Raw genomic sequence first — 22,239 nt, forward strand, 5'->3', positions numbered from 1 at the left:
GGCGGGGGCAATAATGTTGACCGCAAGCCACAACCCGCCCGAGTATAACGGTATCAAATTCATCCCCGAGTACGCGGGTCCCGCAAGCCCCGAGATAACCGGCAAGATAGAAGAGTTCATAGGCCGGATACTCGCGAGCGGACGCATTCTCCAAGCCCCCGTCGAGGGAACCTCGCTCGTGCGCGACATCGACCCCTATACGGAATATGTAAAGCATATATCGTCCCTCGCGGACTTCGAGAGATTGCGACGGAAGAAGCTGCGGGTCGTTCTCGACCCGATGTACGGCGCCGGGCAGGGCTTGATGGATAAGGTGCTCGCGCAGGCCGGTTGCGCTGTTGATACCATACACAACTTTAGGGACACACTTTTCGGGGGCTCGTATCCGGACCCCAGTGAAAAACACCTTGCGGAGCTGCGCGACCGCGTCCTCAAGAGCGAAGCGGATTTAGGTTTGGCGCTCGATGGTGATGCCGACAGGTTTGGCGCAATCGATCACGACGGCACTTATATAACGGCCAACCAGGTATTGAGCCTGGTGGCGGTACATCTTCTGAAGAACCGGGGCGTCGAGGGCTGTCTTGTGCGTACCGTAGCGACAACCCACCTCCTCGACGAAATCGCCCGGGACTACGGCATTGAGGTCGTCGAGACGCCGGTCGGCTTTAAGTACATCGCGCAGGTGATGATGGAGCGCGCGGTAGTCGTAGGGGGCGAGGAGAGCGGGGGGTTGAGTATTCTGGGTCATATTCCCGAAAAAGACGGGTTGTTGGCCGACCTGCTCTTGGCCGAGACGGTAGCGTATGAGGAAAAATCGCTGGGCGACATACTTGCCGAGATATACGAGAAATACGGCAGATTCTACACGACGAGGCTTGACTTGCATTTGGCGGCGGACAAAAAGGATGAGGTTCTAAAGAGCCTGAGGGACAACCCGCCGGCCGATATATCGGGAGACAAGGTCGTGGAGGTGCGCACGGTCGACGGTATCAAGCTGGTGCTGGAGAGCGGGGATTGGTTGCTGGCGCGTCCGTCGGGAACCGAGCCGTTGGTCCGTATCTATGTCGAATCCCGTGACAAAGCGCGTTTCAGCGCGCTCGAGAGTTATGCTTCGAAGGTCGTCGCACCCCAGCCCGGGTAAAAAATCGCGGTAACCGGGATGCTCTCGATTATGAGGTTAGACGTTGGAAACGCCATTGATGGCGGGTTCAGTCCTTGATACCATAGAGGGTAAGGCTATTGCGTCCACAATACGGCATCGACGAATCTATGATATCGAGCGACAATGCCTCTCTCGAAGTGAGAGAGAAGATAACTTCGTTTCTTTTCTGGTACCGGATAGTGACGCTGGCGCTAGTCGCCGCATTAACCATATCGGGGATTACGGTTATGGCGCTGGTGCCGTTGGCTGTGGCGTTCTCCTATAACGCGCTTGTCGTGAGTTCTCGAGCGAAAATTTTGCCGATATTGAAGTCACACCCCTACCTGTTAGCTATCGATGTCGCTCTCAGTTGCTACCTGTTGTCCGGCACGGGCGGTTTCGCGAGCCCGTACTATCTATACGCCTTTACCACCATGATGATAGGGTCCTTTATATTCGCTTATCGCGGCGCGCTTATCTTTGCCTCCGCCCAGAGTTTGGTCTTGTTGTGGGTCGTGCACAATGCCGGATACGCGATTGCCGACATTGTTGAACAGGGGGAACATCTCGTTACCGATATAACCTTTTATTACTTGACCGCCTTATCATTCGCGTATCTGTCGAGTCTACTCACGGCGCTCGATATCGCGAATACCGGTAGAGTCGAGGTCGGAAGCGAACTCAAGTCGGCGACCGAGCGACTCGCGGCAATGCTCGGAACCAGCGACCTTTCGCCACGCGAGCAAGAGGTGTTATTACATGCGCTCGATGGGAAGAGGATTGAGGATATCGCGCGAGATCTCGAGATATCGACAAATACTATTAAGACCCACTTAAGTCGTTCATATAGGAAACTCGGCGTCATCTCAAGGGATGACGCGATATTGAAGTTGGTCACACATGGAAAAGAAGCTATTTGATGTTAGAAACAACTTAGTATATCTGCTCATTTTGCGCTGGGCCGCACTGTTGCATATTGCGATACTTCAGGCGCTCGGGCTGGATATCGGTCCGCCCGTGATATTCTTGGGATTAATAGCGTATGTCTTTGTGCTAACGATGTTTTGGGGCACCGTCACCGAGTTTGTCAGAGATCGTCCCCGCTTGCTCCATGTCGACCTGCTTATCGCGGGAGCGCTTATCGCCGTTACCGGCGGCGCTTGGAAGAGTTCCTATTATATGTACGCTTACACCTGCCTGATGGTATTCCCGTTTTTTGTGAGCATGAGAACGAGCGTCGCGGCGACTGCGGCCTTCAGCGCTTATTACACTTTTGCGCTCGTCGTCAATGAGGGGCTGGTGGCCGGCGTCGTCAGCAGCCGGCAGATTGATTCGCTGCTCTCGAACTATGTCGCGTTCTTTTTGGTGGTTCTGTTTTTCGGATATCCGGCGAGCGTCATGAAGAAGATCGAAAGCGTCAAGACGTCCACAGCCCGGCTGCGAACATACATTGACGAAACCCATATACTGCTCGCCGCCGCCGGGCGACGGCAGAGTCTCACACCCCGCGAATCAGAAGTCCTCACGCTCTTGCGTCGAGGCATGACCAATGCCGAGATCGCCGCGACCCTGTACCTATCGAAGAAGACGGTCAAAAACCATCTTTCCAGCATCTATAGGAAGTTAGGAGTCTCCTCTCGCCCGGAAGCGATGTTGCAGTCGTTGCCCACCGAACTTTAACTCCCTTAGACCCCCAAGATTGCGGTTATTGATGAAGCGAGCCCCTTATTCGGCTAAATATCGCTAAAATTAGGACTTTGGTTGACAGACGAACGGCTAATTTTCCCGTAGACTCTTAGCTAATATCCGCGTATGCCGCGGTAAGCGAAGGTGATTCGAGAGGCGTGAGACTCGACAGCCGCACTTATTCAAGGCATTGGACCAGCAAATAGCCGGAGGGGTTTATCATGACAAACGAGACCGTAAAACTGCACACATCCTATACCATGGCGGACGCACAGGCCATCATGAAGATTCTCGAAAGTGCGGAGGTGCGATTTAGGGTGGCTTCAGCGAGGGATGATGAAGTAATCGCCGACTATCTGGAACTCGCGGAATTTAAGCCGGTCGATATCTACATTCACGGCTGCGACCTAGTCCGCGCGGACATGGTCTTAAGGCCTCTGCTCGTGGGCTAGAAGTTTCGCCGAGCCGGCGGATAGACCCTGCTTACTCAATATTGAGCGACACGCTCTTTCTCTACCCGAATTACTCGAAATATAGCGCGACACTGTCTTGCCGCCGCCGGCACGTATCACTGTTTCTACAGGCGGCCGAGGGCGTAAACGCCGTATTGCTATGGCTTAATCGAGGTAAGGCTGCTAAAATAATTAGAGTTTGACGTGGTTGTTTAAGGAATAAATAACGCGATACTGTAGAATATATATTTGTCGTGATTGTGCGTAAGAATAGCGGAGGTAGTTTAAATGATTAAAGTCATCGTCTCGGGCGCCGCCGGTAAGATGGGCAAGGAAGTCTGCAAAGCGGTCCTGGATGACCATGAAACGGAGCTATACGGTGCGGTCGATGTCGAAGGAGTCGGCGGCGACATAGGTACGATGATAGGTCGGGCGCCGGTCGGCATAGAGATAACCGGTTTGGCCGATGCGCTGGAGGGCGGGGAAGCCAAGGTGATGGTCGATTTTACGTTCGCCGGCGTGGTGATGGAAAATATACGCGCGGCGGCCGAGAACAATGTCCATATCGTAGTCGGCACGACCGGCTTGAGCGACGACAACAAGGTCGAGATAAAGAAATTATGCGCCGACAACGGGATAAACGCGATAATCGCGCCGAATTTCGCTATCGGCGCGGTGTTGATGATGAAGTTCGCCGAGATGGCGGCGCGCTATATGAGCAGGGCCGAGATTATCGAACTTCACCACGACCAGAAACGGGACGCCCCCTCGGGGACGGCGATGCAGACCGCGAAGTTGATAGCGCCGAAAATAAAAGGGCCTAAAGTCCAATCCGAGGAAATCCTGCCGGGAGCGCTCGGGGGCGAATACGAGCATGTTCGCGTCCACAGCGTTCGTCTCCCCGGATTCGTCGCGCATCAAGAGGTCGTATTCGGCGGCGTCGGGCAGATATTGACCGTGCGCCACGACTCGATAGACAGAACCTCGTTTATGCCGGGCGTCCTCATGGCCGTCAAAGCCGTGCGGGAATATTCCGGCGTAACCATCGGCCTCGACAAAATCATGGACCTCTAACGAGTTCTTCGACCAACCGCGCCGCGCCTGGACCGCCCGCCCGTCCCGACTTCCTTGCTCAAAGCGTGCGGATTGTGCGAGAATGAAGGGTATTTGATTTTAGATAAATTTTGATAATTCGATTTAGGGAGTGAAGCAAGCCATATGGCTAACAACAATAAGCCGCGCCTTCGCCTGATTCCACTTGGTGGACTGGGAGAGGTCGGCAAAAATATGTTTGTCGTCGAATACGGCCCGGACATGATGCTTATCGACGCAGGGCTGATGTTTCCAGAGGACGAGATGCTCGGAATCGACTTGGTTCTGCCCGATTTTGCGTACGTGCGAAAGAACAAAGACAAGCTAAAGGGAATTTTTATCACGCATGGCCACGAGGATCATACCGGCGCCCTGCCGTATCTTTTAAGGGATGTGAATGTGCCGATTTATGGGACTCGTCTTACACTCGGCCTCATCAAGGGAAAACTCGAAGAGCACCATCTGCTCGGTTCGACCAAGCTGATTGAAATACACCCGAATAATGCCGTAAAGCTGGGCTGTTTTAAGCTGGAGTTTTTCAGGATGACCCACTCTATCCCCGACGGAGTCGGTGTCGCCATCCATACGCCGGTCGGTCTGGTCGTCCACTCCGGCGATTTCAAGCTCGACCAGACCCCCATCGACGGCAATGTTATCGGGTTTGATAAGATATCGTCGCTCTGCTCGAAGGGCGTGCTGGCGCTGATGTCGGATAGCACCAACGCCGAGACGCCGGGGTATACGCCGTCGGAGAGGGTTGTCGGTGAGACGCTCCATAAGATATTCGAGAAGGCCGAGGGTCGGGTGATAGTGGCGAGCTTCGCTTCGCACATCCACCGCATACAGCAGGTAATCGATACGGCGCACCGGTTCGGCAGGAAATTAGCGGTAACCGGGCTTAGCATGACAAACAATGTCGAGATAGCATCACAGCTCGGCTACTTGAAAATCCCGAAGAAGATGATGATACATCCGGCGGAGATGAGACGTTATTCGCCGAAGCAGCTCTGTGTGATGTCTACCGGAAGCCAGGGCGAGCCGATGTCGGCGCTGGCGCGAATGGCCAATGGTGAGCATAAATGGGTCGATATTACATGTGAAGACACCATCATCATCTCGGCGAGCGCGGTTCCCGGCAACGAGAAATCGATTTCCCAGACGATAGACCGCCTCTTCAGGTGCGGAGCCTCCGTTTTCTATGATTCCATATCCGGGGTTCACGTATCGGGTCACGGGGCGAAGGATGAGCTGAGGTTGATGATGAACCTCGTGAAACCAAAATACTTTATTCCCATTCACGGAGAATACAGGCACCTCAAACTGCACGCGGAAATCGCGGAGGAGATGGGGATTCCGAAAGACCATATCTTCGTAGCGTCAAACGGCGACGTTGTGGAGTTCGATGAGAACGGTAAGGCTTACATGAAAGAGAAAGTGCCCGCCGGGGCTATTCTCGTCGATGGTCTTGGCGTCGGTGATATAGGCGATGTCGTTTTACGCGACCGCCAGCAGCTATCGAATGACGGGATACTAATCGTCGTCGTGACGATAGATAAACAGACCGGCAAATTGATAGCAGGTCCGGACTTGGTGACCCGCGGATTCGTCTATGTCCGCGAATCGGGGGCGCTTCTCGATGAGGCTCGTGAGCGCGTGATAAGGGCCCTAGAGAAAACTTCGAAAGAGAATATAACGGACTGGGCGGTTCTCAAAAACGACGTTCGCAAAGTCCTAAGCGCCTTTATCTATGACAACATTAAGCGGCGTCCGATGATTATGCCGATTATAGTCGAGGTCTAAAGCGAAGCGCCGTCACGGAAGTTTTTGTGCCTGCGACAGGCGGGCGGGGGCGCGTTTTTAGTTCGCCGTGACGCCAACGCGAATATTAAACCGATAATCACAGATAAGAGGCGGCAATGACGATACTACAAGCATTGATTTTAGGCTTAGTCCAGGGTTTGACCGAATTCCTGCCGATAAGCAGCTCGGCGCACCTCATTCTATTTCCATATTATGCGGGTTGGAACATCGACGAAGTCCAAAACGTCCCCTATTATGTCATAGTCCACTTTGGAACCCTCGTGGCGGTACTCGCTTTTTTTCGCAACGATGTCAAGCTGCTGCTTCGCGGTTTTTTCGCGAGCATCTTCGAGCGTCGCATCGGGGACGACCCACACCGGCGTCTCGCCTGGTATATCGTTATAGGAACCCTTCCAGTCGGCCTCGTCTACATCCTGATAAAAGGATTTTTAGAGCGGACCCTGGAATCGCCCGGTTTGGTGGGGACCTTTCTCCTTGTGACAGGAGTTTTGCTGGTAGTTAGCGAAAAAATAGGTAAGCGGGATGTGAAGGCCGAGAACATGGGAGTCGGCGACGCCGTATTTATCGGTTTCGCGCAAGGCCTGGCGATGCTTCCGGGAATATCGCGCTCCGGCAGCACGATTGCCGCGGGTCTGTTCAGGGGCTTGGAGCGCGAAGCCGCGGCCCGCTTTTCGTTTCTCTTGTCGATACCGGTTATATTAGCGGGGACGGCCGTAGAGGTGACGGCGTTATCGATGGGAACAGCCGACGTCGACATCGTCTTGCTGGTCGCGGGATTCGTTACCGCGAGCATCAGCGGCTACTTTGCAATAAAGTATTTTATCGATTATCTTAAGAAGCATAGCTTGTATGTATTCGCGATATATTGTTTTGCCCTTGGATCTATAACCTTAGTCACAACATCGTTTAAATAGGGGGAATCGTGGCAAGGGCGACCAAAGTAACGAAGCAACAGTCAGAGCACATGCAAGAGGTCTACGGAATCGCCATGATTACCGTCGGTATCTTGCTTGTCGTCAGTGTCTTTTCGGAGGCCTCCGGAATCGCCGGGCGCTTTGTCCAGCAAGTTCTCATGTGGCTCTTCGGCCTGGCGCGCTACGCGGTCCCGTTTGGCATGATAGGGGCGGGCTTCGGCCTTATCATGCGCAAAGTCGACTTGAAATCCCAGGTTCTGGCCATCGGCGGCATGCTCGTATTCCTGGGAGGCCTCTCCATCGTCCACCTGCGGGTTCCCATGGAAGAGCACTTCGTCAGGGAGCGCCTTTTCGAGTACGGCGGCGTCTTCGGGGCTAGTGTCTCATATGTGGTGCGGCTGCTCTTCGCCGATGTCGGCGCTTATATCATATTTTCCGGCGCGGTAATCACCGGCGCCGTTCTTATCACCGGCGTCTCAATCGGCGCTTTACTCAATGCCGCCGCCGAGAAGGGCCAGGTAGCCGGCAAAAAGCTCGATGAAAAAGTAAAAGCTAAAAAGGACGGGATAAAGAACGTAAAGCTCAAGCCCTTCAGGGCTGAGAAAACGCAAGTCTACGAGGAGGTTATCTACGAAGCCGAGGCCGAGGCCGAGCCGGAACCGAGGCCGGCGCCGGAGCCGCCCCCAATTGACGAAAACCTCCTGAATAAACAGACCACACAGCTTAAAATCGATATTGATAAAGAACTCGAAGGCGCCACGAACTATATGGTTCCGTCGACCAATCTTCTAAAGCGCACCACGGGTATCGGCTTTAAGAGCAGTAAAGGGGTGAAAGAAAACAGCCAGGCGCTGGAGAAAGTACTTAGCGATTTTTATGTAGACGCTCGCGTCACAAAGGTCATAAAAGGCCCGACAGTCACCAGATATGAGCTGCGGTTGGCTTCGGGCGTCAAGGTGAACAGCATATTGAGCCTATCAGACGATATCGCGCTCGCTTTAGCCACAGCCGACGTCAGGATTTTAGCGCCGATTCCGGGCAAGTCCGCAATCGGCATCGAGGTACCTAACCAGTATCGCGAAATCGTGACCCTCGGCGATATTATGAACTCCGCCCAAGCCGAGAAGGAGAAGGGTGTTCTTACCGTCGGCATAGGAAAAGATATCTCCGGCAATCCGATTCTCGCGGACTTAGGCGATATGCCGCACCTTCTAGTCGCCGGCGCTACCGGCTCCGGCAAGAGCGTATGCGTCAACGCCATCTTGATGTCGGTTCTGTCGCGGGCGCGACCGGATGAGGTCAAGATGATTCTTATCGACCCCAAACGCGTAGAACTCAATCTCTACGCCGAAGTACCGCATTTAGTAACGCCGGTCGTGACCAACCCGAAGCAGGCCGCCACGGCGCTTACGTGGGCCGTAGGCGAGATGGAAGACCGCTTTCAGGTGCTCTCCGAAGTCGGGGCGCGCAATATCGACCAGTATAATAAGATAATCTCAAAGGAGAAGGAGAAGGATTTGCCTTTGATGCCGTATATGCTCGTTGTCATCGACGAGCTGGCCGATTTGATGATGGTGGCAGCCGGTGAGGTAGAGGATGCGATATGCCGTATCGCTCAGCTTGCGCGAGCGGTAGGCATCCATTTGATAGTGGCGACGCAGCGCCCGTCCACCGACATCATCACCGGCCTCATCAAGGCGAATATTACGCACCGCATCGCGTTCGCCGTATCGTCGCAGATCGACTCCAGGGTCATTCTGGACACACCCGGCGCCGAAAAACTTACCGGCAAAGGCGATATGCTCTACTCGACGCCGTCATGGTCGAAACCCATCCGAATTCAGGGTGCGTTCGTGACCGAGCAGGAAATCGAGCTGGTCACGACATACAGTAAGAAGCAGGCAAAACCGGAGTACCGCCAGGAGATACTCGAAGACAAGCGCTCCGCGTTCGGCTTCGATTACGACGACCCGATTCTAAACGATGCTATTAAGGTGGTGGTCAACGCGGGTCAGGCCTCGGTCTCGATGCTCCAGCGGCGCCTGCGTCTCGGATACTCACGGGCGGCGCGACTTGTGGATATGATGGAAGCCAAGGGCATCGTCGGCGCCTACGAGGGCAGCAAACCGCGGGCGGTGCTTCTCTCAGCCGAAGAGTTCGACGAGTTGATGGGCAAAGATGATAAGTAGGAATCGGGGGGAATGCTTTCTTTAATCGAATAGAGTTTTGTGCTAAATTATTAAGGATAGCAAGTCGCTGGATTGGTGTGGGATACACACCTTTCTTGTTTGAGCCATTAATATATATGATATATACGCGAAATAGAATTCCAAACGAGTCTTTCTTTCGCATGGGGGTAATTAATGACTGATGGCACGATTGGCGAGGCTTTAGCTGAAGCTCGAAGGAAGCTCGGCAAAAGCGTCAAAGAGGTCGAGCTGGACACAAAAATCAGGGGAAAATACATCGAAGCCCTTGAGCGCGACGATTTCGACTGCCTGCCGGGCGAAATCTATTGCAGGGGGTTTATAAAGACTTACGCGTCTTATCTCGGACTCGACGCGGAGCCGCTGGTCCAACAATTTAAAGGGCTCCATGAGCAAAAAGACGAGTACGATATTAGCACGGTATCATCGAACATGAGAATCGCCCAGCAGCGGCGGCCGAAATGGTTTAAGCCGGCTATCGCGCTCGGTGTCGCGGCGGTTGTTTTCGTCTCGTTGATAGCTTGGGGCGCCCGGGTTTCTAGTACATCCGATGAGCAACGCGTTGTGGTCAGGGACATAAAGACGAGGTCTACGACGAATACGACCGTAGCCGCCGCCACGACCGATACCACAGTCAAAAAAGGAGCCGCCGCGACGACTTCCGCCGATGGTGATTCGAAAAAAACGGCCGCCTCGTCGACGACAACGACGACCGAGAAGAACGGCAAGGGCGATGGAAAGATAGACGTGACGGTCAAGCTGACCGGCATTGAAGACGGCGGCTCTTGGGTCCGTGTCACGGTAGACGGTGAAAAAGCGTTCGAGGGGATTATAGAAGACGGTAAGACCAAACTCTTCGAAGGTGACGAGACGGTCAAGGTTCGCGTAGGCAACGTCAGCGCCCTCGAGGTCATGTTTAACGGCAAGAGACAAACCGAACTCGAAACCGTCAATGGAATAGCGGAGAAGACATTTACGAAGAGGAGTTCAGATGCCAAAAGATAGCTCTTTCGATATAGTCTCAGAGATAGACCTGCAAGAGGTCGATAACGCGGTCAACCAGGCGAACAAAGAGATATCGACGCGTTACGATTTCAAAGGTACGAAGTGCGCCGTTACCTGGAATAAGACTGAGGCACAGGTCGTTATCGACGCCGACGATGACTATAAACTGCGGAGCGTCAACGATGTGCTTCAGACGAAAATGATTCGCCGGGGCCTCGACATTAAAGCCCTGCAGTATAAGAAACCCGAACCGGCTTCCGGGGGAACGCTGCGCCAGACGGCGACGATTCAGCAGGGAATCGATATCGAGATAGCGCGTGAAATCAACAAGTTTATCAAGAACTTGAAACTAAAGGTTCAGGTGGCCATCGAAGGGACGAAAGTCCGAGTCAGCGGCAAAGTAAAAGACGACCTCCAAGCGGTGATTCAGGCGGTAAAAGAGCACGACTTCGGCATACCGCTCCAGTTCGTCAACTACCGTTAACAAGGGGTCAGACCTCCTCAGCCCCGGTTACCAGGATATTTATAATTCTATTTTCAAATTCAGCACTTCCAAAAATTATTCGGCTTAGTAGCCCGCGCGTTAATATCGCCTGGAGTCACGTTGGGACATCGCATGGAATAATTGCGGGTTCGGTTTAGCACATATTCCCCAGCGGGTAAATAAAGGTAAGCGGTTGGGAGAAGACCGCGCTTAAAGAGAGGTGAAGCGTGATGATGTGGGGATGGGATGGAGGTTTCGGCTTCGGAGGAGTGTTCATGTTATTCGTGATGGTTCTGTTTTGGGGTCTCTTTATCGCAGGCATCGTGTACCTTGTAAAAGTGTTGGGTGGTAGCGGTACGGCTCCGGCTCGTGAACCCGGCGGCAATAAGGCACTCGACATATTGAAAGAGCGCTATGCGCGCGGTGAAATAGATACCGAAGAATACACGACCAAAAAGCGTGAGCTGGAGGGTTAATGAGCCGGGCGAAGAATAGTCGGGCAGGCTAAAAGCCCGTCTATACGCTTTATTGAGTCGGCATTATCGCTTTAAGTGCCCCTTGACGAAGACGCGGCCGCGGATCCCGCTCCCCAGGGAAGCGCTATTAAACATATTAGCGGATTGCGGTTTATTAGCGGGCCGAGTTTGATAAACGATGCCAACCAGGCGCTTATCAACCGGCTTATCGACGTCGAAACTTCTTCCCAACAAAAATATTTGCCGTTAAAATAAGTCCGGGTTTATTTGTTTTGGGAGACATGCGCCATCTCCAACCCGCGTGTCGGTATGATAACCCGCGTGTATTTATAGCGGTCAAGCCCGCGTTCGAATCGAGCCGAGTTTTAGCCGTCGAGGTTTTACGGGAATACTGGTCATAGTATATTCTAAGCACCCTTATTATCGTATATACTGGTGTAATATCAAGTTCGGGCGGAGTGTTGGTTTGAAACGTAATTGGCATATATCGTTGGTCTTAGTCTATCTGGTTCTTGGCCTATTATTAGCGACGTCTTTTAACACACAGCAGAAGTATCAGCAGGCCCTCAACACGCCGCGCAAAGAAGACCTGATAGGAAAAATCCGGCAGCTCGAGACCGACCGAGACGCGCTCAAGAAACAGATTGAGACCGACCGGGCGCAAATCCAGAATTACGAGAAAGTCGCGGCGAAGAACGAGGGAATGCTGACGGCTTATACGAGCGAACTCGAGCAGACGCGGAAGGCCACGGGTCTGGTGCCGGCCATCGGTCGCGGCGTCATTATAACCCTTGCGGACAGCCCCCAGTATCCGAAGGACGGGGACCCGAACAATTATGTCATCCACGACTACGACCTGCGCACAGTTGTCAACAGTCTATGGTCGGGCGGGGCGCTAGCAGTCTCCGTCAACGGGCAGAGGCTGACGTCGCTATCGTCTATTCGTTGCGCCGGCGGCACGGTCTTGGTCAATTCGACGCGGCTGGTCTCTCCATTCAAGATTCGGGCGGTAGGCGATTCCGAAAAGCTTGTAAGCGCCCTGAATGCGGATGAGAAATCGCGGCAACTCCTAAATGAAGTCGCCAATTACTATGGCTTGGTAAAAAAGATAGAACAAAGAGACGATGTAGTTATCCCTGCGTACAAAGGTGGTTTATTGATTGAAAATGCAAAGGTCGTTGAAGGAGGAGACTAGGTGCTGCCTCTTATTGGACTACTTGCCGGAATAGCGCTCGGACTAGTGTTGAACATCCCCATACCGCTTGTCTACTCGAAATACTTGGGTATTGCGGTGTTGGCGGCTCTCGATAGCGCTATCGGCGGCTTGAGGGCGAGCCTCGAAATGAAATTTAACGATAAATTGTTTTTCACGGGTTTCTTTAGCAACACCTTGCTTGCGGCGTTTATCGTCTTTCTCGGCGACCGTCTGGGGGTAGACCTTTATCTCGCGGCGGTGGTCGCGTTTGGCGTGCGCTTGTTCCAGAATCTCGCGCTTGTGCGGAGACATTATTTTCAGAAGCGTCACTGGGAGTAACGGGCGTTGAAATATTTTCGAAGCTTTATCACAGCACTAAATAACCAGGCAAAAAGGACTCAGATAGCGATTGCGGCGGTAACTATGTTGCTCGGCATATTAATCGTGACCCAGCTGCGTGTCCACCAATCGGCGACACAATCGCTGCAAAACGCGACGGAATCCGACCTGACGCAAATCGTGAGCAAACTCGATGGCGAGATAAATACGCTCAGGGTCGAGGCGGCCGATTTGCGCCTTCAGTTGTTCAAAATCGAGCAGGCGAGCAATAACAGCGCCGAGGTGATGACGGAATCCTCGAAAAACCTGAATAACCTCAAAATCATAGCCGGCATGACGAAGGTTTATGGACCCGGAATCAAGGCGCTCGTTACCGACGAAGATGCGACGCTCAGGGCTTACGATATGGTCGACATCGTTACCGAACTGCGCGTCGGCGGCGCGGAAGCGATATCTATTAACGGGATACGAATCGTCGCCGCGACCGGCATATCGGAGACGGAAGGGGTCATAGCAATAAACCAGAAGCGGATAGCGGCCCCGTATGAGGTGTTGGCGATTGGAAACCCCGAGGTGATACACGATGCGCTTGTAATCCCCGGAGGGATTCGCGATAAGCTTAGTTCGCTCACGGGCGTATCTTTGTATATAACGAAAGATACTGAGATTAAGATAAATGCGGCTTCGGCAAAACAGGCGGGCAACAAGTAGTGTCGGCGCCCGGGGTCGAGTGGTTTAGCGGTACTCGAAGCACGTTGGAGAGAGTCGGTCGAGCACGCAGCGGAGTAGAGGAATTAAAGTGAAAGAGAAATTGAAACAGGCGCTTGAAGTAACTTGGCTCAGGAGAAGTCTCATAGCGGTTGTGCTAATCATCGTATTGGTGCTCGGGCTTGGGATTGCCGACGCGGCGCTATACGCCAATAAAATCCACCGGAATGTGAGTGTGGGCGGTCTGCCCCTGGACGGCCAGACAAAAGAAGCCGCCGCCGAGAGTATACGCGAACTAGCGAAGGAACTCGAGGGACGAGAAGTCAACGTGGCCTATGCCGACAAGAAATGGGTCGCTACACCGGCTGAACTCGGGGTCGAAGTAGACGTCGACGCAACGGTAAAGAAAGCCTTCGCATTGGGCCGCAGCGGCAGTTTTCTTAAAGATACGCGGACCCGCGTGAGCCTGTGGTTCGACAAGAGGGCGCCGACGCCCGTCTTCAACAACGAGGATGCTAAATTCAACGCGTTTGTCGATAAGGTGGCCAAAGAGGTAGATCGGGCCGCCCAAGACGCCGAGATAAAGATAGTCGAGGGAAAAGTAGTCATTACAAACAGCAAGAACGGCTTGACGGTGGTACGCAACGTTCTGGAGCCGCGGCTTCTGACCGCCTTCGGGGACCCCAAGAAACAGAGCGTTCTCGTTCCGGTAAAAACGCGGAAGCCGGAGATACACGAGGAAGTGCTCGCTGAAACGAAAAACACGGTCGCGCGGATGATAGACGGGCCGCTGGGGCTGACATACAAGCAGGATAATTGGATCATAAGCGAAGAGCAAATCATCGACTGGATATCGTTTAGGAAAGTTCGGGCGGGCGTGGTCTGGAGCCTCGATGTCGATTTCGACGGCGATAAGGCCGCGCTCGATATTGAAAAGCTGACCGCAAATATAGCGAGCGAGCCGAAAGACGCCTACTTTGAGATAGTCGAGGATACCGTTACGATCGTTCCGAGCGAAAACGGAGTCAAGGTCGACACAGAGAGGGCGATCGAGGGGATGCTCGAAGCGAGCAAGACCGGCGATAACCGGCAGGTGATGCTTGCGACCGAGATAGTGGAGCCGGCGCTCACGACCGACGACGCGAAGAACATGGGAATTAAAGAGAAAGTCTCAAGCTATACAACGCGCTACAACGCGTCCCAGACATCCCGGGTGCACAATATCAAGACGCTCGCAGCGGAACTCGACGGGATGATATTGGCTCCCGATGAGACGTTCTCGTTCAACGGCAATATCGGCCCTCGAACAGCGAGCAAGGGCTATAAAGAGGCGCCCGCGATTATCAACGGCGAGCTACGGCCATCGCTAGGCGGCGGTGTATGCCAGGTCACCACAACACTCTTTAACGCGGTCTTTTTTGGGGGATACGAGGTGGTCGAACGGAACAACCACAGCCTTTTCATTAGCCAGTACCCGACCGGGCGCGACGCCACTGTCTCATACGGCGGCCCCGACTTCAAATTCAAGAATAGCACCAAATTCTATATGCTGATAAAGGTCAACGCGACGTCGAGCGCGTTGACCATAAATTTCTATAGCACGAGCCGGGGTGTCGAAGTCGCATATACGACGAGCGCACCGAGCAACTTTAAGCCGTTTCCGACAGAGTACGAGGACGATGCGACTTTGGCAAAAGGTGTTACCAAAGTCAAAGATCGCGGCGCCCCTGGGCGTGACATTACGGTCAAGAGGATAACAAAAATCGACGGTAAGGTCGTCAAAGAGGAAAAGTTTTTCAGCCGCTATAAGCCGAAAACCGCGGTGATAAGAGTGGGCACGAAAGAAGCGGCCGTAACGCCGCAGCCCGAAAAAGCGCAGCCCTCGACACCGTCTACGACGCGGTCCCCAGCACAGACCTCGGAGCCGCGACGGCCCGTTCCGGCTCAGCCGGCGGTTGAATAGCGACCCGAAGCGGCCAAACTTGAGCCTCATCAGCGCAAACCGCCTGGCGACAGCGGGATATATTCGCTATTATGTATAAATAATTACAGGGGGGACGACCAGCGCTTTGGCTGGTCGCTGTTTAAAAAAATAAATCTGTGAGGGAGCACGTGATGATCTGGAACAAAGAAGCCGAAACAATGCCGCGGGGGAAACTCGAAGAGCTGCAGCTCGCGCGGTTGCGCCAAACGGTCAAGCGGGTTTATGAGAACGTACCTATGTATAAGAAGCGCTTCGATGAGCACGGGCTGAGCCCGAATTCCTTGAATACCCTGGATGACCTCGAGAAATTTCCGTTTACTTTGAAGGCAGACCTTAGAGATAACTACCCGTTCGGTATGTTCGCAGTGCCAAAGAAAGACATCGTCAGGCTCCACGCGTCTTCGGGGACGACCGGGAAGTCCACGGTAGTCGGCTACACCGCCACCGACATCGATACCTGGGCCGAATTGATGGCGAGGACTTTGTCATCCGCCGGCACAACAGCGGACGATGTTGTCCACAACGCTTACGGTTACGGCCTCTTCACCGGCGGCCTCGGTATCCATTACGGCACGGAGCGCGTAGGCGCTTCCATAGTTCCGATTTCGGGCGGCAATACCAAGCGCCAGATAACCATAATGGAGGATTTCGGCTGCACCATACTCGCCTGCACACCCTCTTACGCGCTCTTTCTGGCGGAGGTCGCCGAGGAGACGGGCGCCAAGAAAAACCTTAAGTTAAAAGCCGGCGTCTTCGGCGCCGAGCCCTGGTCGAACAGTATGCGGCAAGACCTGGAAGCGCGGCTTAACATTCTTGCCATCGACATCTACGGCCTCAGCGAAGTCATGGGCCCCGGTGTCGCCTATGAATGCCCCGAGAAAAACGGCCTCCATATCGGCGAGGACCACTTCATCGTAGAGGTAATCGACCCGGATACCGGCGAGCGCATGCCCGAGGGAGAGCGGGGCGAACTCGTCTTTACGACCATCACCAAAGAGGCGATACCGATTATCAGGTACCGCACTCGCGATATATCGGCGATAAACTACGAGCGCTGCGCGTGCGGCCGTACCCTTGTGCGGATGGACAGGGTGACCGGCAGGACCGACGACATGCTCATTATCAGGGGGGTCAACGTCTTCCCATCGCAAATCGAGAGTGTACTCATGGATATAGAAGGTACCCAGCCCCACTATCAGATAATCGTCAACCGCGTCGGCCGGCTCGACATCATGGAGGTCCGTGTCGAAGTAGACGAAAAGTTCTTCTCTGATGAGGTGAGGCACTTGGAAGCGTTCGAGAAGAAAATAAAACGCGAGATGGAGAGCTTGCTCAACGTATCCGTTACGGTAAAACTCGTCGAGCCGAAGACCATTCAGCGGAGCGAAGGCAAAGCCGTAAGGGTCATAGACAACCGGCGGCTCTAGCTAAACAGTAAAGCAGCCGGCCCGCGGAGTAGATAATGATGGCGGCTTGGAATATGTGGGGCGACGCGGAATCGTATCTCGAATGAAGCTTCGCGAGCCCTGAGCGGCCGTAAATATTAGGGGAGGTACAGGGGTGAAAGCGACACAACTTTCAGTGTTTCTGGAGAACAAAAAAGGACGGTTGGCCGACGTAACGAGGGTGCTCGGTGAGAACGGGATAAACATCCGTACTCTTTTTATTGCGGACACGTCGGATTTTGGAATATTGCGTTTGATAGTCGATGATTCGCAAAAAGCGCTTGATGTTCTTAAAGCTAACAACTTCACGGTCAAAGTAAACGAGGTGGTCGCGGTTGAAGTCCCGGATGAGCCCGGCTCGCTATCGAGGATCCTCTCGGTCCTCGACGACAACGGCATGAACGTCGAATATCTCTACTGCTTCGTCGACAAAAACCGAAACGCGGCGATAGATATCATGCGGGTCGAGGATTCCGAGAGAGCAATCGAGGTCATGAGGAAAGCGAACCTAAAGATATTGAGCGAGGCCGAGCTTAGCGCGCTATAGTAGCGCCGCGCCGGCAGCGGCACTCCGGCGGGGCCGGCGCGCTCAATTCAATCGAGCTTCAACAGACGATTAAGCCCGGTCATTTCAAGGCTCTTTCTAAGGGTTCTGCTCGCGTTGATTATTTGGACGGTTTCGACCTGGCCGGCTATCCGCGATAGGAACTGGAGGAAAGCGCTATCGACGTACTGGACCCAGTCACAATCGAAGGTCACTTTAGTAATCTCGGGCTCCAGCCGGCCCCATATCTGTTTTTGTATCTCCGATATCGAATACGCGTCGAGGTCGCCATGGAGACTGACGAGAAGCTCGGAATCGAGCCTGATGACCTGGCTGCTGAAACTGTCTGACGTTTGCACAAAGTTTCTCCGATTGCTTCGCCTAGACTCGATATTGGCCGGACTGGATAAAGTCGATTAAACGGGTACGCATTGAGAGTTATACCCCCGCATCGGCATCGGTTAAACGCATCCGTTAAACAATTAACAAGCGCTCTATGGGATGCGGCAGCGTTGCCGGCGAAAAGAGTACTTGCCTTAAGCTCAATATGTGTTGTATATATGAGATTTAAGATATTACATTTACGGGGGGACGGTTTGCGAATTGGCGAGAGCCGAACGGAGGTTGCAATGGATTACAGGTTTGGCGACGTTGAAATCATCATAGAGCAAGGCGATATTACCGAAATCGATGTCGAGGCGGTAGTCAATGCCGCCAACAGCGAACTCTATATGGAATCGGGCGTGGCCGGGGCTATAAAGCGAAAGGGCGGCGTCTCCATCGAGAAAGAAGCGGTAGAAAAAGGCCCGATAGATGTCGGCTCCGCCATCGAGACTTCAGCCGGAGCGTTAAAGGCAAAGTATGTGATCCACGCGGCGGTCATGGGGATAGACCGGGTGACCGATGGAGAAAAAATCGAGAGCGCGATCCGGGCCACGCTAAATCTCGCCCAGGACTTGGGAGTAAAAAGTATCGCAATCCCGGCGCTTGGGACCGGCGTCGGCGGGTTCCCCGTGATGGAATGCGCCAAAATTATGTTCAGGGTATTAAAAGAGCATGCGGCGAGCGGTGGTAAAACGCTTGAGAAGGTCGTTTTCGTGCCCTTCGGTTACGAGGCCTACAGCGAATTCGTCCAACGCGCCGACAAAGACCTCAAATAAAGCGGATAAATCGTAGAGCCGCTAAAACCAATCATTCTCGTCGCTAAACTCGTGTTATCCTAGAAGAAACAGTTTTATCAGGTGCGAAGTATGAATCGAACAGCAATTAAGACGCTCATTCTAGCCATAACTCTAGTGGTCGCCGCCTCGTTTCAAAGTGCGGCGTTTGCCGCGACCGACACTACCGCTCCATCCCTTAAGATAAAGGCGCCGGCGGCGATACTCATCGATGAAAAGACCGGCGAGGTCCTCTGGGAAAAAAACGCCGACGAAAAACGCGCCGCCGCCAGCACGGCCAAGATGATGACCGCCATCCTCGCGCTGGAGCGCGAGGAGATGGACGATACCATAACCGTCGGCGAAGAGGTAGCGGCTGCCGGGCCATACGGGATAAAGTTATCGGTCGGTGAGCGATTAGCGCTCAAAGACCTCCTCTACGCCCTTATGCTTAGCTCGGCAAATGATTCCGCGCTCGTCATTGCCGACCACATCGGCGGAGACGTCGGCAAGTTTATCGACCTTATGAATACCAAGGCCACGCGCATCGGCGCCTTCAGCACACACTATGCGAACCCGCACGGGCTCTCCGACAAGACGCAATATACGACCGCGCGAGACCTCGCCAAGATAGCGCGCTATGGCCTGAAAAACGAAGACTTCAAGACTATAGTCTCAACCACGGAATGGAAGCTCAACCGCTCCGACCCGAAGAAACTCACGGTAGTCGAGAATAGAAACAAACTGCTTGGGTTATACCCGCTCGCGACGGGCATCAAGACGGGTTATATAAGCGAAGCCGGATACTGCCTCGTCTCCTCGGCCGAGACCGACACCGTCTCGGTAATCGCCGTTGTCTTGGGGTCCGGTTCATATAAGCGACTCTTCAATGAGTCGCAGCAAGTGCTCGACTATGGTTTCAGCCTATATGAGAAGAAAAAGCTCATCACCAAAGGGCACAAACACAGGATGGTAGCGCTAAAATACGGCGATGAGCTGGATCTAGTCGCGAAAGACGATGTCGAAGGAAACGTCAGGCGCTCATTAGAGACATCGACCACCATATCGCTCAAACGCGATATCGATTATCCCATCACTAAAGGCCAAGTCCTCGGCAAAATCAAGGTCAACCAGGCCGGACGTGAGGTCGCGTCAACCAAACTCATCGCCGAGCGCTCAATCGAAAAACCCCGCTTCACCAAAATAGCCCGCTTCTACCTCGACCGGCTTTGGAAGAGCATCTTTTAGGAGCGGTTTTGGGGTGGTGGTTGTGTCTGGGGTTTGTGAGGGTTTCGAACCCGATGCGGGGAGGGTGATACCCACATCTCTTACCCTCATCCGACTCTCTTCACCCTCACCCCAGCCCTCTCCCCTCAAGGGAGAGGGGGCACATCTTGCTCCCTTTGTGGGGCTACTTTAAGGTAAAGAATCTTGAGAATCTGTAACAACGACCCCTAATCCTTAGAGCTATACCGAATAGTTGTGCCTGTCCCACCATAACATTCCTTGGGGAGCACGCCCCTTCATTAACTTTACGAAATATTTACGCTTCGGCAATTATTCTTAACATCTAATTGATATCTACCAAGGGTAAGATGAACAGCGATGGAATGCTTCAGCTAATGACGGGTATACATTCAGTGTTAAGCCCGTATTACTTAAAAAGAGGTTGAGGTACGGGCTCATGATTCGCATACTTTTGTGGGGCTTAATCGTCTTCCTCGTGTTAGTGATTGTATTACGGCAGTTAGCCAACAGGCGTAAGCGTTGAGAGTACTCCATAGCGGAGGTTGACCATGTTTGATTTGGTATTAGGCGGAATCATAGCGATAGCGCTCCTTGTCTATTTAGTCAACGCCTTGATGAAGGCGGAGGAGCTCTAATGGTAAACACAGATGTACTTCAGATGGCCGTATATATCGGTGTTGTTCTGCTTCTTGCTGCTCCAATGGGATTCTATATGGCCAGGGTCTTTGGTCGGGAGCGGACGTTTCTTGATCCACTTCTTGAACCTCTCGAGGCGTTCATCTACCGGATAGCGAGAATCGATCCCGCCCAGGAAATGGGCTGGAAGGAATACGCGCTGTCCTTGTTAGTATTTAATGCCCTCGGTTTTATCGCAGTCTTCGTAATCCAATTGCTGCAAGGGGTATTACCGCTGAATCCGCAGCGTTTCGGCGCGGTCAATCCATACGTGGCATTTAATGCCGCAGTTAGCTTCATGACCAACACAAACTGGCAGGCGTACGGCGGCGAGACGACTATGAGCTATTCTACGCAGATGGTGGCGTTAACGGTTCAGAATTTTGTATCGGCCGCAACCGGAATAGCGGTCGTTATCGCTTTAATACGGGGGCTTACCCGAAAAACAGCCCAAAACATCGGTAACTTCTGGTTCGATCTCACGAGAAGCGTTCTCTGGGTATTTATACCGTTATCTTTGGTGTTTTCCATCTTCCTGGTGTCTCAAGGGGTAATCCAGAATTTTAGCTCCTATCAAACGGCAACGACACTGGAGGGCGCCAGGCAAACTATTGCAATGGGTCCTGTCGCCTCACAGGAGGCAATTAAGCAGCTTGGTACCAACGGGGGAGGGTTTTTCAATGCAAACTCCGCGCATCCGTTTGAGAACCCGACGCCTTTAAGCAACTTTTTCGAGTTGTTAGCCATCCTTTTGATTCCCGCCGCTCTAACCTTTACCTTTGGTCGCATGGTAGGTGATTTACGCCAGGGGTATGTGATCCTGGGGGCTATGCTTCTCTTGTTTACGATCGGCCTAGGGGTAACGTATACAAGCGAGCATTACGGAAATCCCCAGATTGCCGAACTTGGCATAAGCGAGCCTACGGCTATGGAGGGTAAGGAGGTTCGATTTGGCATCGCTAATTCTGCCCTATGGGCGACTGCAACTACAGCAGCATCAAACGGTTCGGTCAACTCGATGCACGATAGCTTCACACCGTTAGGCGGACTCGTTCCTATGCTTAACATCATGCTCGGTGAGGTGATATTCGGCGGCGTTGGCGCCGGTCTCTACGGAATGCTTGTTTTTGTCATTCTCACGGTGTTTATCGTCGGTCTTATGGTTGGCAGAACTCCCGAGTATCTCGGCAAGAAGATCGAGTCGTGGGAGATTAAAATGGCGGTGCTAGCTGTGTTAATTCCCTCGGCGGCAGTCTTGCTAGGGAGCGCCCTTGCCGTCCTTATAAAAGCGGGGACAAGTTCCATCTTAAACCCAGGTCCGCATGGCTTGAGCGAGATTCTTTATGCGTTTTCATCAGCGGGCGGCAATAATGGGAGCGCCTTTGCCGGCCTAACGGTAAACACTCCCTTCTACACTATAGCGCTTGGGCTTGTAATGCTCATTGGAAGATTCGGTGTGATTTTGCCGGTGCTGGCTATTGCGGGCAGTATGGTGGAAAAAAAGGTATTGCAAGCGGGGCCCGGCACCTTTCAGACTACCGGGCTACTATTTACGGGGCTGCTGGCTGGAGTGGTTTTGATTATCGGGGCGCTGACGTTCTTCCCGGCGTTAGCGCTTGGGCCGCTCGTTGAGCAATTCCAGATGCTAGCCGGAAAAATGTACTAA

Annotated in this window: 22 protein-coding genes; 21 read left to right on the top strand and 1 reads right to left on the bottom strand. The window is 53.2% G+C overall.

The genetic code is table 11. The features are described 5' to 3' along the window. The 17 genes from KGZ93_02705 to KGZ93_02785 all read left to right on the top strand — a co-directional run. Nucleotides 1–1,141 (top strand): phosphoglucomutase/phosphomannomutase family protein (locus KGZ93_02705; GenBank protein MBS3908531.1); only part of this gene is annotated, 1,141 nt, incomplete at its 5' end. Nucleotides 1,142–1,239: 98 nt separating this feature from the next. Then, nucleotides 1,240–2,061, top strand: a complete 822-nt coding sequence (locus tag KGZ93_02710) for a hypothetical protein (protein ID MBS3908532.1) — start codon at nucleotides 1,240–1,242, stop codon at nucleotides 2,059–2,061. 139 nt (nucleotides 2,062–2,200) lie between these two features. Beyond that, nucleotides 2,201–2,821, top strand: a complete 621-nt coding sequence (locus KGZ93_02715) for a response regulator transcription factor (protein ID MBS3908533.1) — start codon at nucleotides 2,201–2,203, stop codon at nucleotides 2,819–2,821. 227 nt (nucleotides 2,822–3,048) lie between these two features. After that, complete coding sequence (locus KGZ93_02720; GenBank protein ID MBS3908534.1) at nucleotides 3,049–3,279, top strand: hypothetical protein; 231 nt, start codon at nucleotides 3,049–3,051, stop codon at nucleotides 3,277–3,279. A 288-nt stretch (nucleotides 3,280–3,567) separates the two neighbouring features. Further along, nucleotides 3,568–4,353: a 4-hydroxy-tetrahydrodipicolinate reductase gene (locus KGZ93_02725; protein ID MBS3908535.1), complete on the top strand. Its 786-nt coding sequence runs from the start codon at nucleotides 3,568–3,570 to the stop codon at nucleotides 4,351–4,353. Between the two features lie 144 nt (nucleotides 4,354–4,497). Beyond that, nucleotides 4,498–6,171: a ribonuclease J gene (locus tag KGZ93_02730; GenBank protein MBS3908536.1), complete on the top strand. Its 1,674-nt coding sequence runs from the start codon at nucleotides 4,498–4,500 to the stop codon at nucleotides 6,169–6,171. 116 nt (nucleotides 6,172–6,287) lie between these two features. Next, on the top strand, nucleotides 6,288–7,106 hold the full coding sequence (locus KGZ93_02735; protein ID MBS3908537.1) for an undecaprenyl-diphosphate phosphatase: 819 nt from the start codon (nucleotides 6,288–6,290) through the stop codon (nucleotides 7,104–7,106). An 8-nt stretch (nucleotides 7,107–7,114) separates the two neighbouring features. Beyond that, complete coding sequence (locus tag KGZ93_02740; GenBank protein ID MBS3908538.1) at nucleotides 7,115–9,295, top strand: DNA translocase FtsK 4TM domain-containing protein; 2,181 nt, start codon at nucleotides 7,115–7,117, stop codon at nucleotides 9,293–9,295. Between the two features lie 174 nt (nucleotides 9,296–9,469). Beyond that, on the top strand, nucleotides 9,470–10,318 hold the full coding sequence (locus tag KGZ93_02745) for a helix-turn-helix domain-containing protein (GenBank protein MBS3908539.1): 849 nt from the start codon (nucleotides 9,470–9,472) through the stop codon (nucleotides 10,316–10,318). Further along, the gene (locus KGZ93_02750) at nucleotides 10,305–10,802 is read left to right on the top strand and encodes a YajQ family cyclic di-GMP-binding protein (GenBank protein MBS3908540.1); all 498 of its coding nucleotides are present in this window, start codon (nucleotides 10,305–10,307) and stop codon (nucleotides 10,800–10,802) included. Before KGZ93_02745 ends, KGZ93_02750 begins: the two co-directional genes overlap by 14 nt. A gap of 230 nt (nucleotides 10,803–11,032) precedes the next feature. Further along, nucleotides 11,033–11,278 (top strand): SHOCT domain-containing protein, encoded by a 246-nt coding sequence (locus tag KGZ93_02755; protein ID MBS3908541.1) that lies wholly within the window; start codon nucleotides 11,033–11,035, stop codon nucleotides 11,276–11,278. Nucleotides 11,279–11,744: 466 nt separating this feature from the next. Then, complete coding sequence (locus KGZ93_02760; GenBank protein ID MBS3908542.1) at nucleotides 11,745–12,473, top strand: DUF881 domain-containing protein; 729 nt, start codon at nucleotides 11,745–11,747, stop codon at nucleotides 12,471–12,473. Then, complete coding sequence (locus KGZ93_02765; GenBank protein MBS3908543.1) at nucleotides 12,474–12,812, top strand: small basic family protein; 339 nt, start codon at nucleotides 12,474–12,476, stop codon at nucleotides 12,810–12,812. Between the two features lie 6 nt (nucleotides 12,813–12,818). Further along, nucleotides 12,819–13,523 carry a DUF881 domain-containing protein gene (locus tag KGZ93_02770; protein ID MBS3908544.1) on the top strand — a complete coding sequence of 235 codons (705 nt, stop codon included), beginning with the start codon at nucleotides 12,819–12,821 and terminating at the stop codon, nucleotides 13,521–13,523. 88 nt (nucleotides 13,524–13,611) lie between these two features. Further along, the gene (locus tag KGZ93_02775; GenBank protein ID MBS3908545.1) at nucleotides 13,612–15,483 is read left to right on the top strand and encodes a VanW family protein; all 1,872 of its coding nucleotides are present in this window, start codon (nucleotides 13,612–13,614) and stop codon (nucleotides 15,481–15,483) included. A gap of 152 nt (nucleotides 15,484–15,635) precedes the next feature. After that, nucleotides 15,636–16,931 carry a phenylacetate--CoA ligase gene (locus KGZ93_02780; GenBank protein ID MBS3908546.1) on the top strand — a complete coding sequence of 432 codons (1,296 nt, stop codon included), beginning with the start codon at nucleotides 15,636–15,638 and terminating at the stop codon, nucleotides 16,929–16,931. Between the two features lie 133 nt (nucleotides 16,932–17,064). Next, entirely contained in the window at nucleotides 17,065–17,496 is a 432-nt protein-coding gene (locus tag KGZ93_02785; protein ID MBS3908547.1) for an ACT domain-containing protein, read from the top strand. Between the two features lie 47 nt (nucleotides 17,497–17,543). On the opposite strand, the gene KGZ93_02790 is transcribed toward KGZ93_02785, so the two are convergent. Continuing rightward, nucleotides 17,544–17,852 carry an STAS domain-containing protein gene (locus tag KGZ93_02790; GenBank protein ID MBS3908548.1) on the bottom strand — a complete coding sequence of 103 codons (309 nt, stop codon included), beginning with the start codon at nucleotides 17,850–17,852 and terminating at the stop codon, nucleotides 17,544–17,546. A gap of 270 nt (nucleotides 17,853–18,122) precedes the next feature. Here KGZ93_02790 and KGZ93_02795 point away from each other — a divergent pair, with 270 nt between their 5' ends. From KGZ93_02795 to kdpA, 4 genes are all read left to right on the top strand, one after another. Next, complete coding sequence (locus KGZ93_02795; protein MBS3908549.1) at nucleotides 18,123–18,653, top strand: macro domain-containing protein; 531 nt, start codon at nucleotides 18,123–18,125, stop codon at nucleotides 18,651–18,653. A gap of 90 nt (nucleotides 18,654–18,743) precedes the next feature. Beyond that, nucleotides 18,744–19,898 (top strand): D-alanyl-D-alanine carboxypeptidase, encoded by a 1,155-nt coding sequence (locus KGZ93_02800; protein MBS3908550.1) that lies wholly within the window; start codon nucleotides 18,744–18,746, stop codon nucleotides 19,896–19,898. Nucleotides 19,899–20,440: 542 nt separating this feature from the next. Further along, on the top strand, nucleotides 20,441–20,533 hold the full coding sequence (locus KGZ93_02805) for a potassium-transporting ATPase subunit F (GenBank protein ID MBS3908551.1): 93 nt from the start codon (nucleotides 20,441–20,443) through the stop codon (nucleotides 20,531–20,533). After that, complete coding sequence (gene kdpA / locus KGZ93_02810; GenBank protein MBS3908552.1) at nucleotides 20,533–22,239, top strand: potassium-transporting ATPase subunit KdpA; 1,707 nt, start codon at nucleotides 20,533–20,535, stop codon at nucleotides 22,237–22,239. Before KGZ93_02805 ends, kdpA begins: the two co-directional genes overlap by 1 nt.

It is taken from the genome of Actinomycetota bacterium (assembly GCA_018333515.1).
In the GTDB taxonomy this organism is placed as follows: domain Bacteria; phylum Actinomycetota; class Aquicultoria; order Aquicultorales; family Aquicultoraceae; genus Aquicultor.

Coding starts and splice junctions, on each gene's coding strand:
- KGZ93_02715 (MBS3908533.1), top strand. CDS start 2,201: ATGTTTTGGGGCACCGTCACCGAGTTTGTCAGAGATCGTCCCCGCTTG.
- KGZ93_02720 (MBS3908534.1), top strand. CDS start 3,049: ATGACAAACGAGACCGTAAAACTGCACACATCCTATACCATGGCGGAC.
- KGZ93_02725 (MBS3908535.1), top strand. CDS start 3,568: ATGATTAAAGTCATCGTCTCGGGCGCCGCCGGTAAGATGGGCAAGGAA.
- KGZ93_02730 (MBS3908536.1), top strand. CDS start 4,498: ATGGCTAACAACAATAAGCCGCGCCTTCGCCTGATTCCACTTGGTGGA.
- KGZ93_02735 (MBS3908537.1), top strand. CDS start 6,288: ATGACGATACTACAAGCATTGATTTTAGGCTTAGTCCAGGGTTTGACC.
- KGZ93_02745 (MBS3908539.1), top strand. CDS start 9,470: ATGACTGATGGCACGATTGGCGAGGCTTTAGCTGAAGCTCGAAGGAAG.
- KGZ93_02750 (MBS3908540.1), top strand. CDS start 10,305: ATGCCAAAAGATAGCTCTTTCGATATAGTCTCAGAGATAGACCTGCAA.
- KGZ93_02755 (MBS3908541.1), top strand. CDS start 11,033: ATGATGTGGGGATGGGATGGAGGTTTCGGCTTCGGAGGAGTGTTCATG.
- KGZ93_02780 (MBS3908546.1), top strand. CDS start 15,636: ATGATCTGGAACAAAGAAGCCGAAACAATGCCGCGGGGGAAACTCGAA.
- KGZ93_02795 (MBS3908549.1), top strand. CDS start 18,123: ATGGATTACAGGTTTGGCGACGTTGAAATCATCATAGAGCAAGGCGAT.
- KGZ93_02800 (MBS3908550.1), top strand. CDS start 18,744: ATGAATCGAACAGCAATTAAGACGCTCATTCTAGCCATAACTCTAGTG.
- kdpA (MBS3908552.1), top strand. CDS start 20,533: ATGGTAAACACAGATGTACTTCAGATGGCCGTATATATCGGTGTTGTT.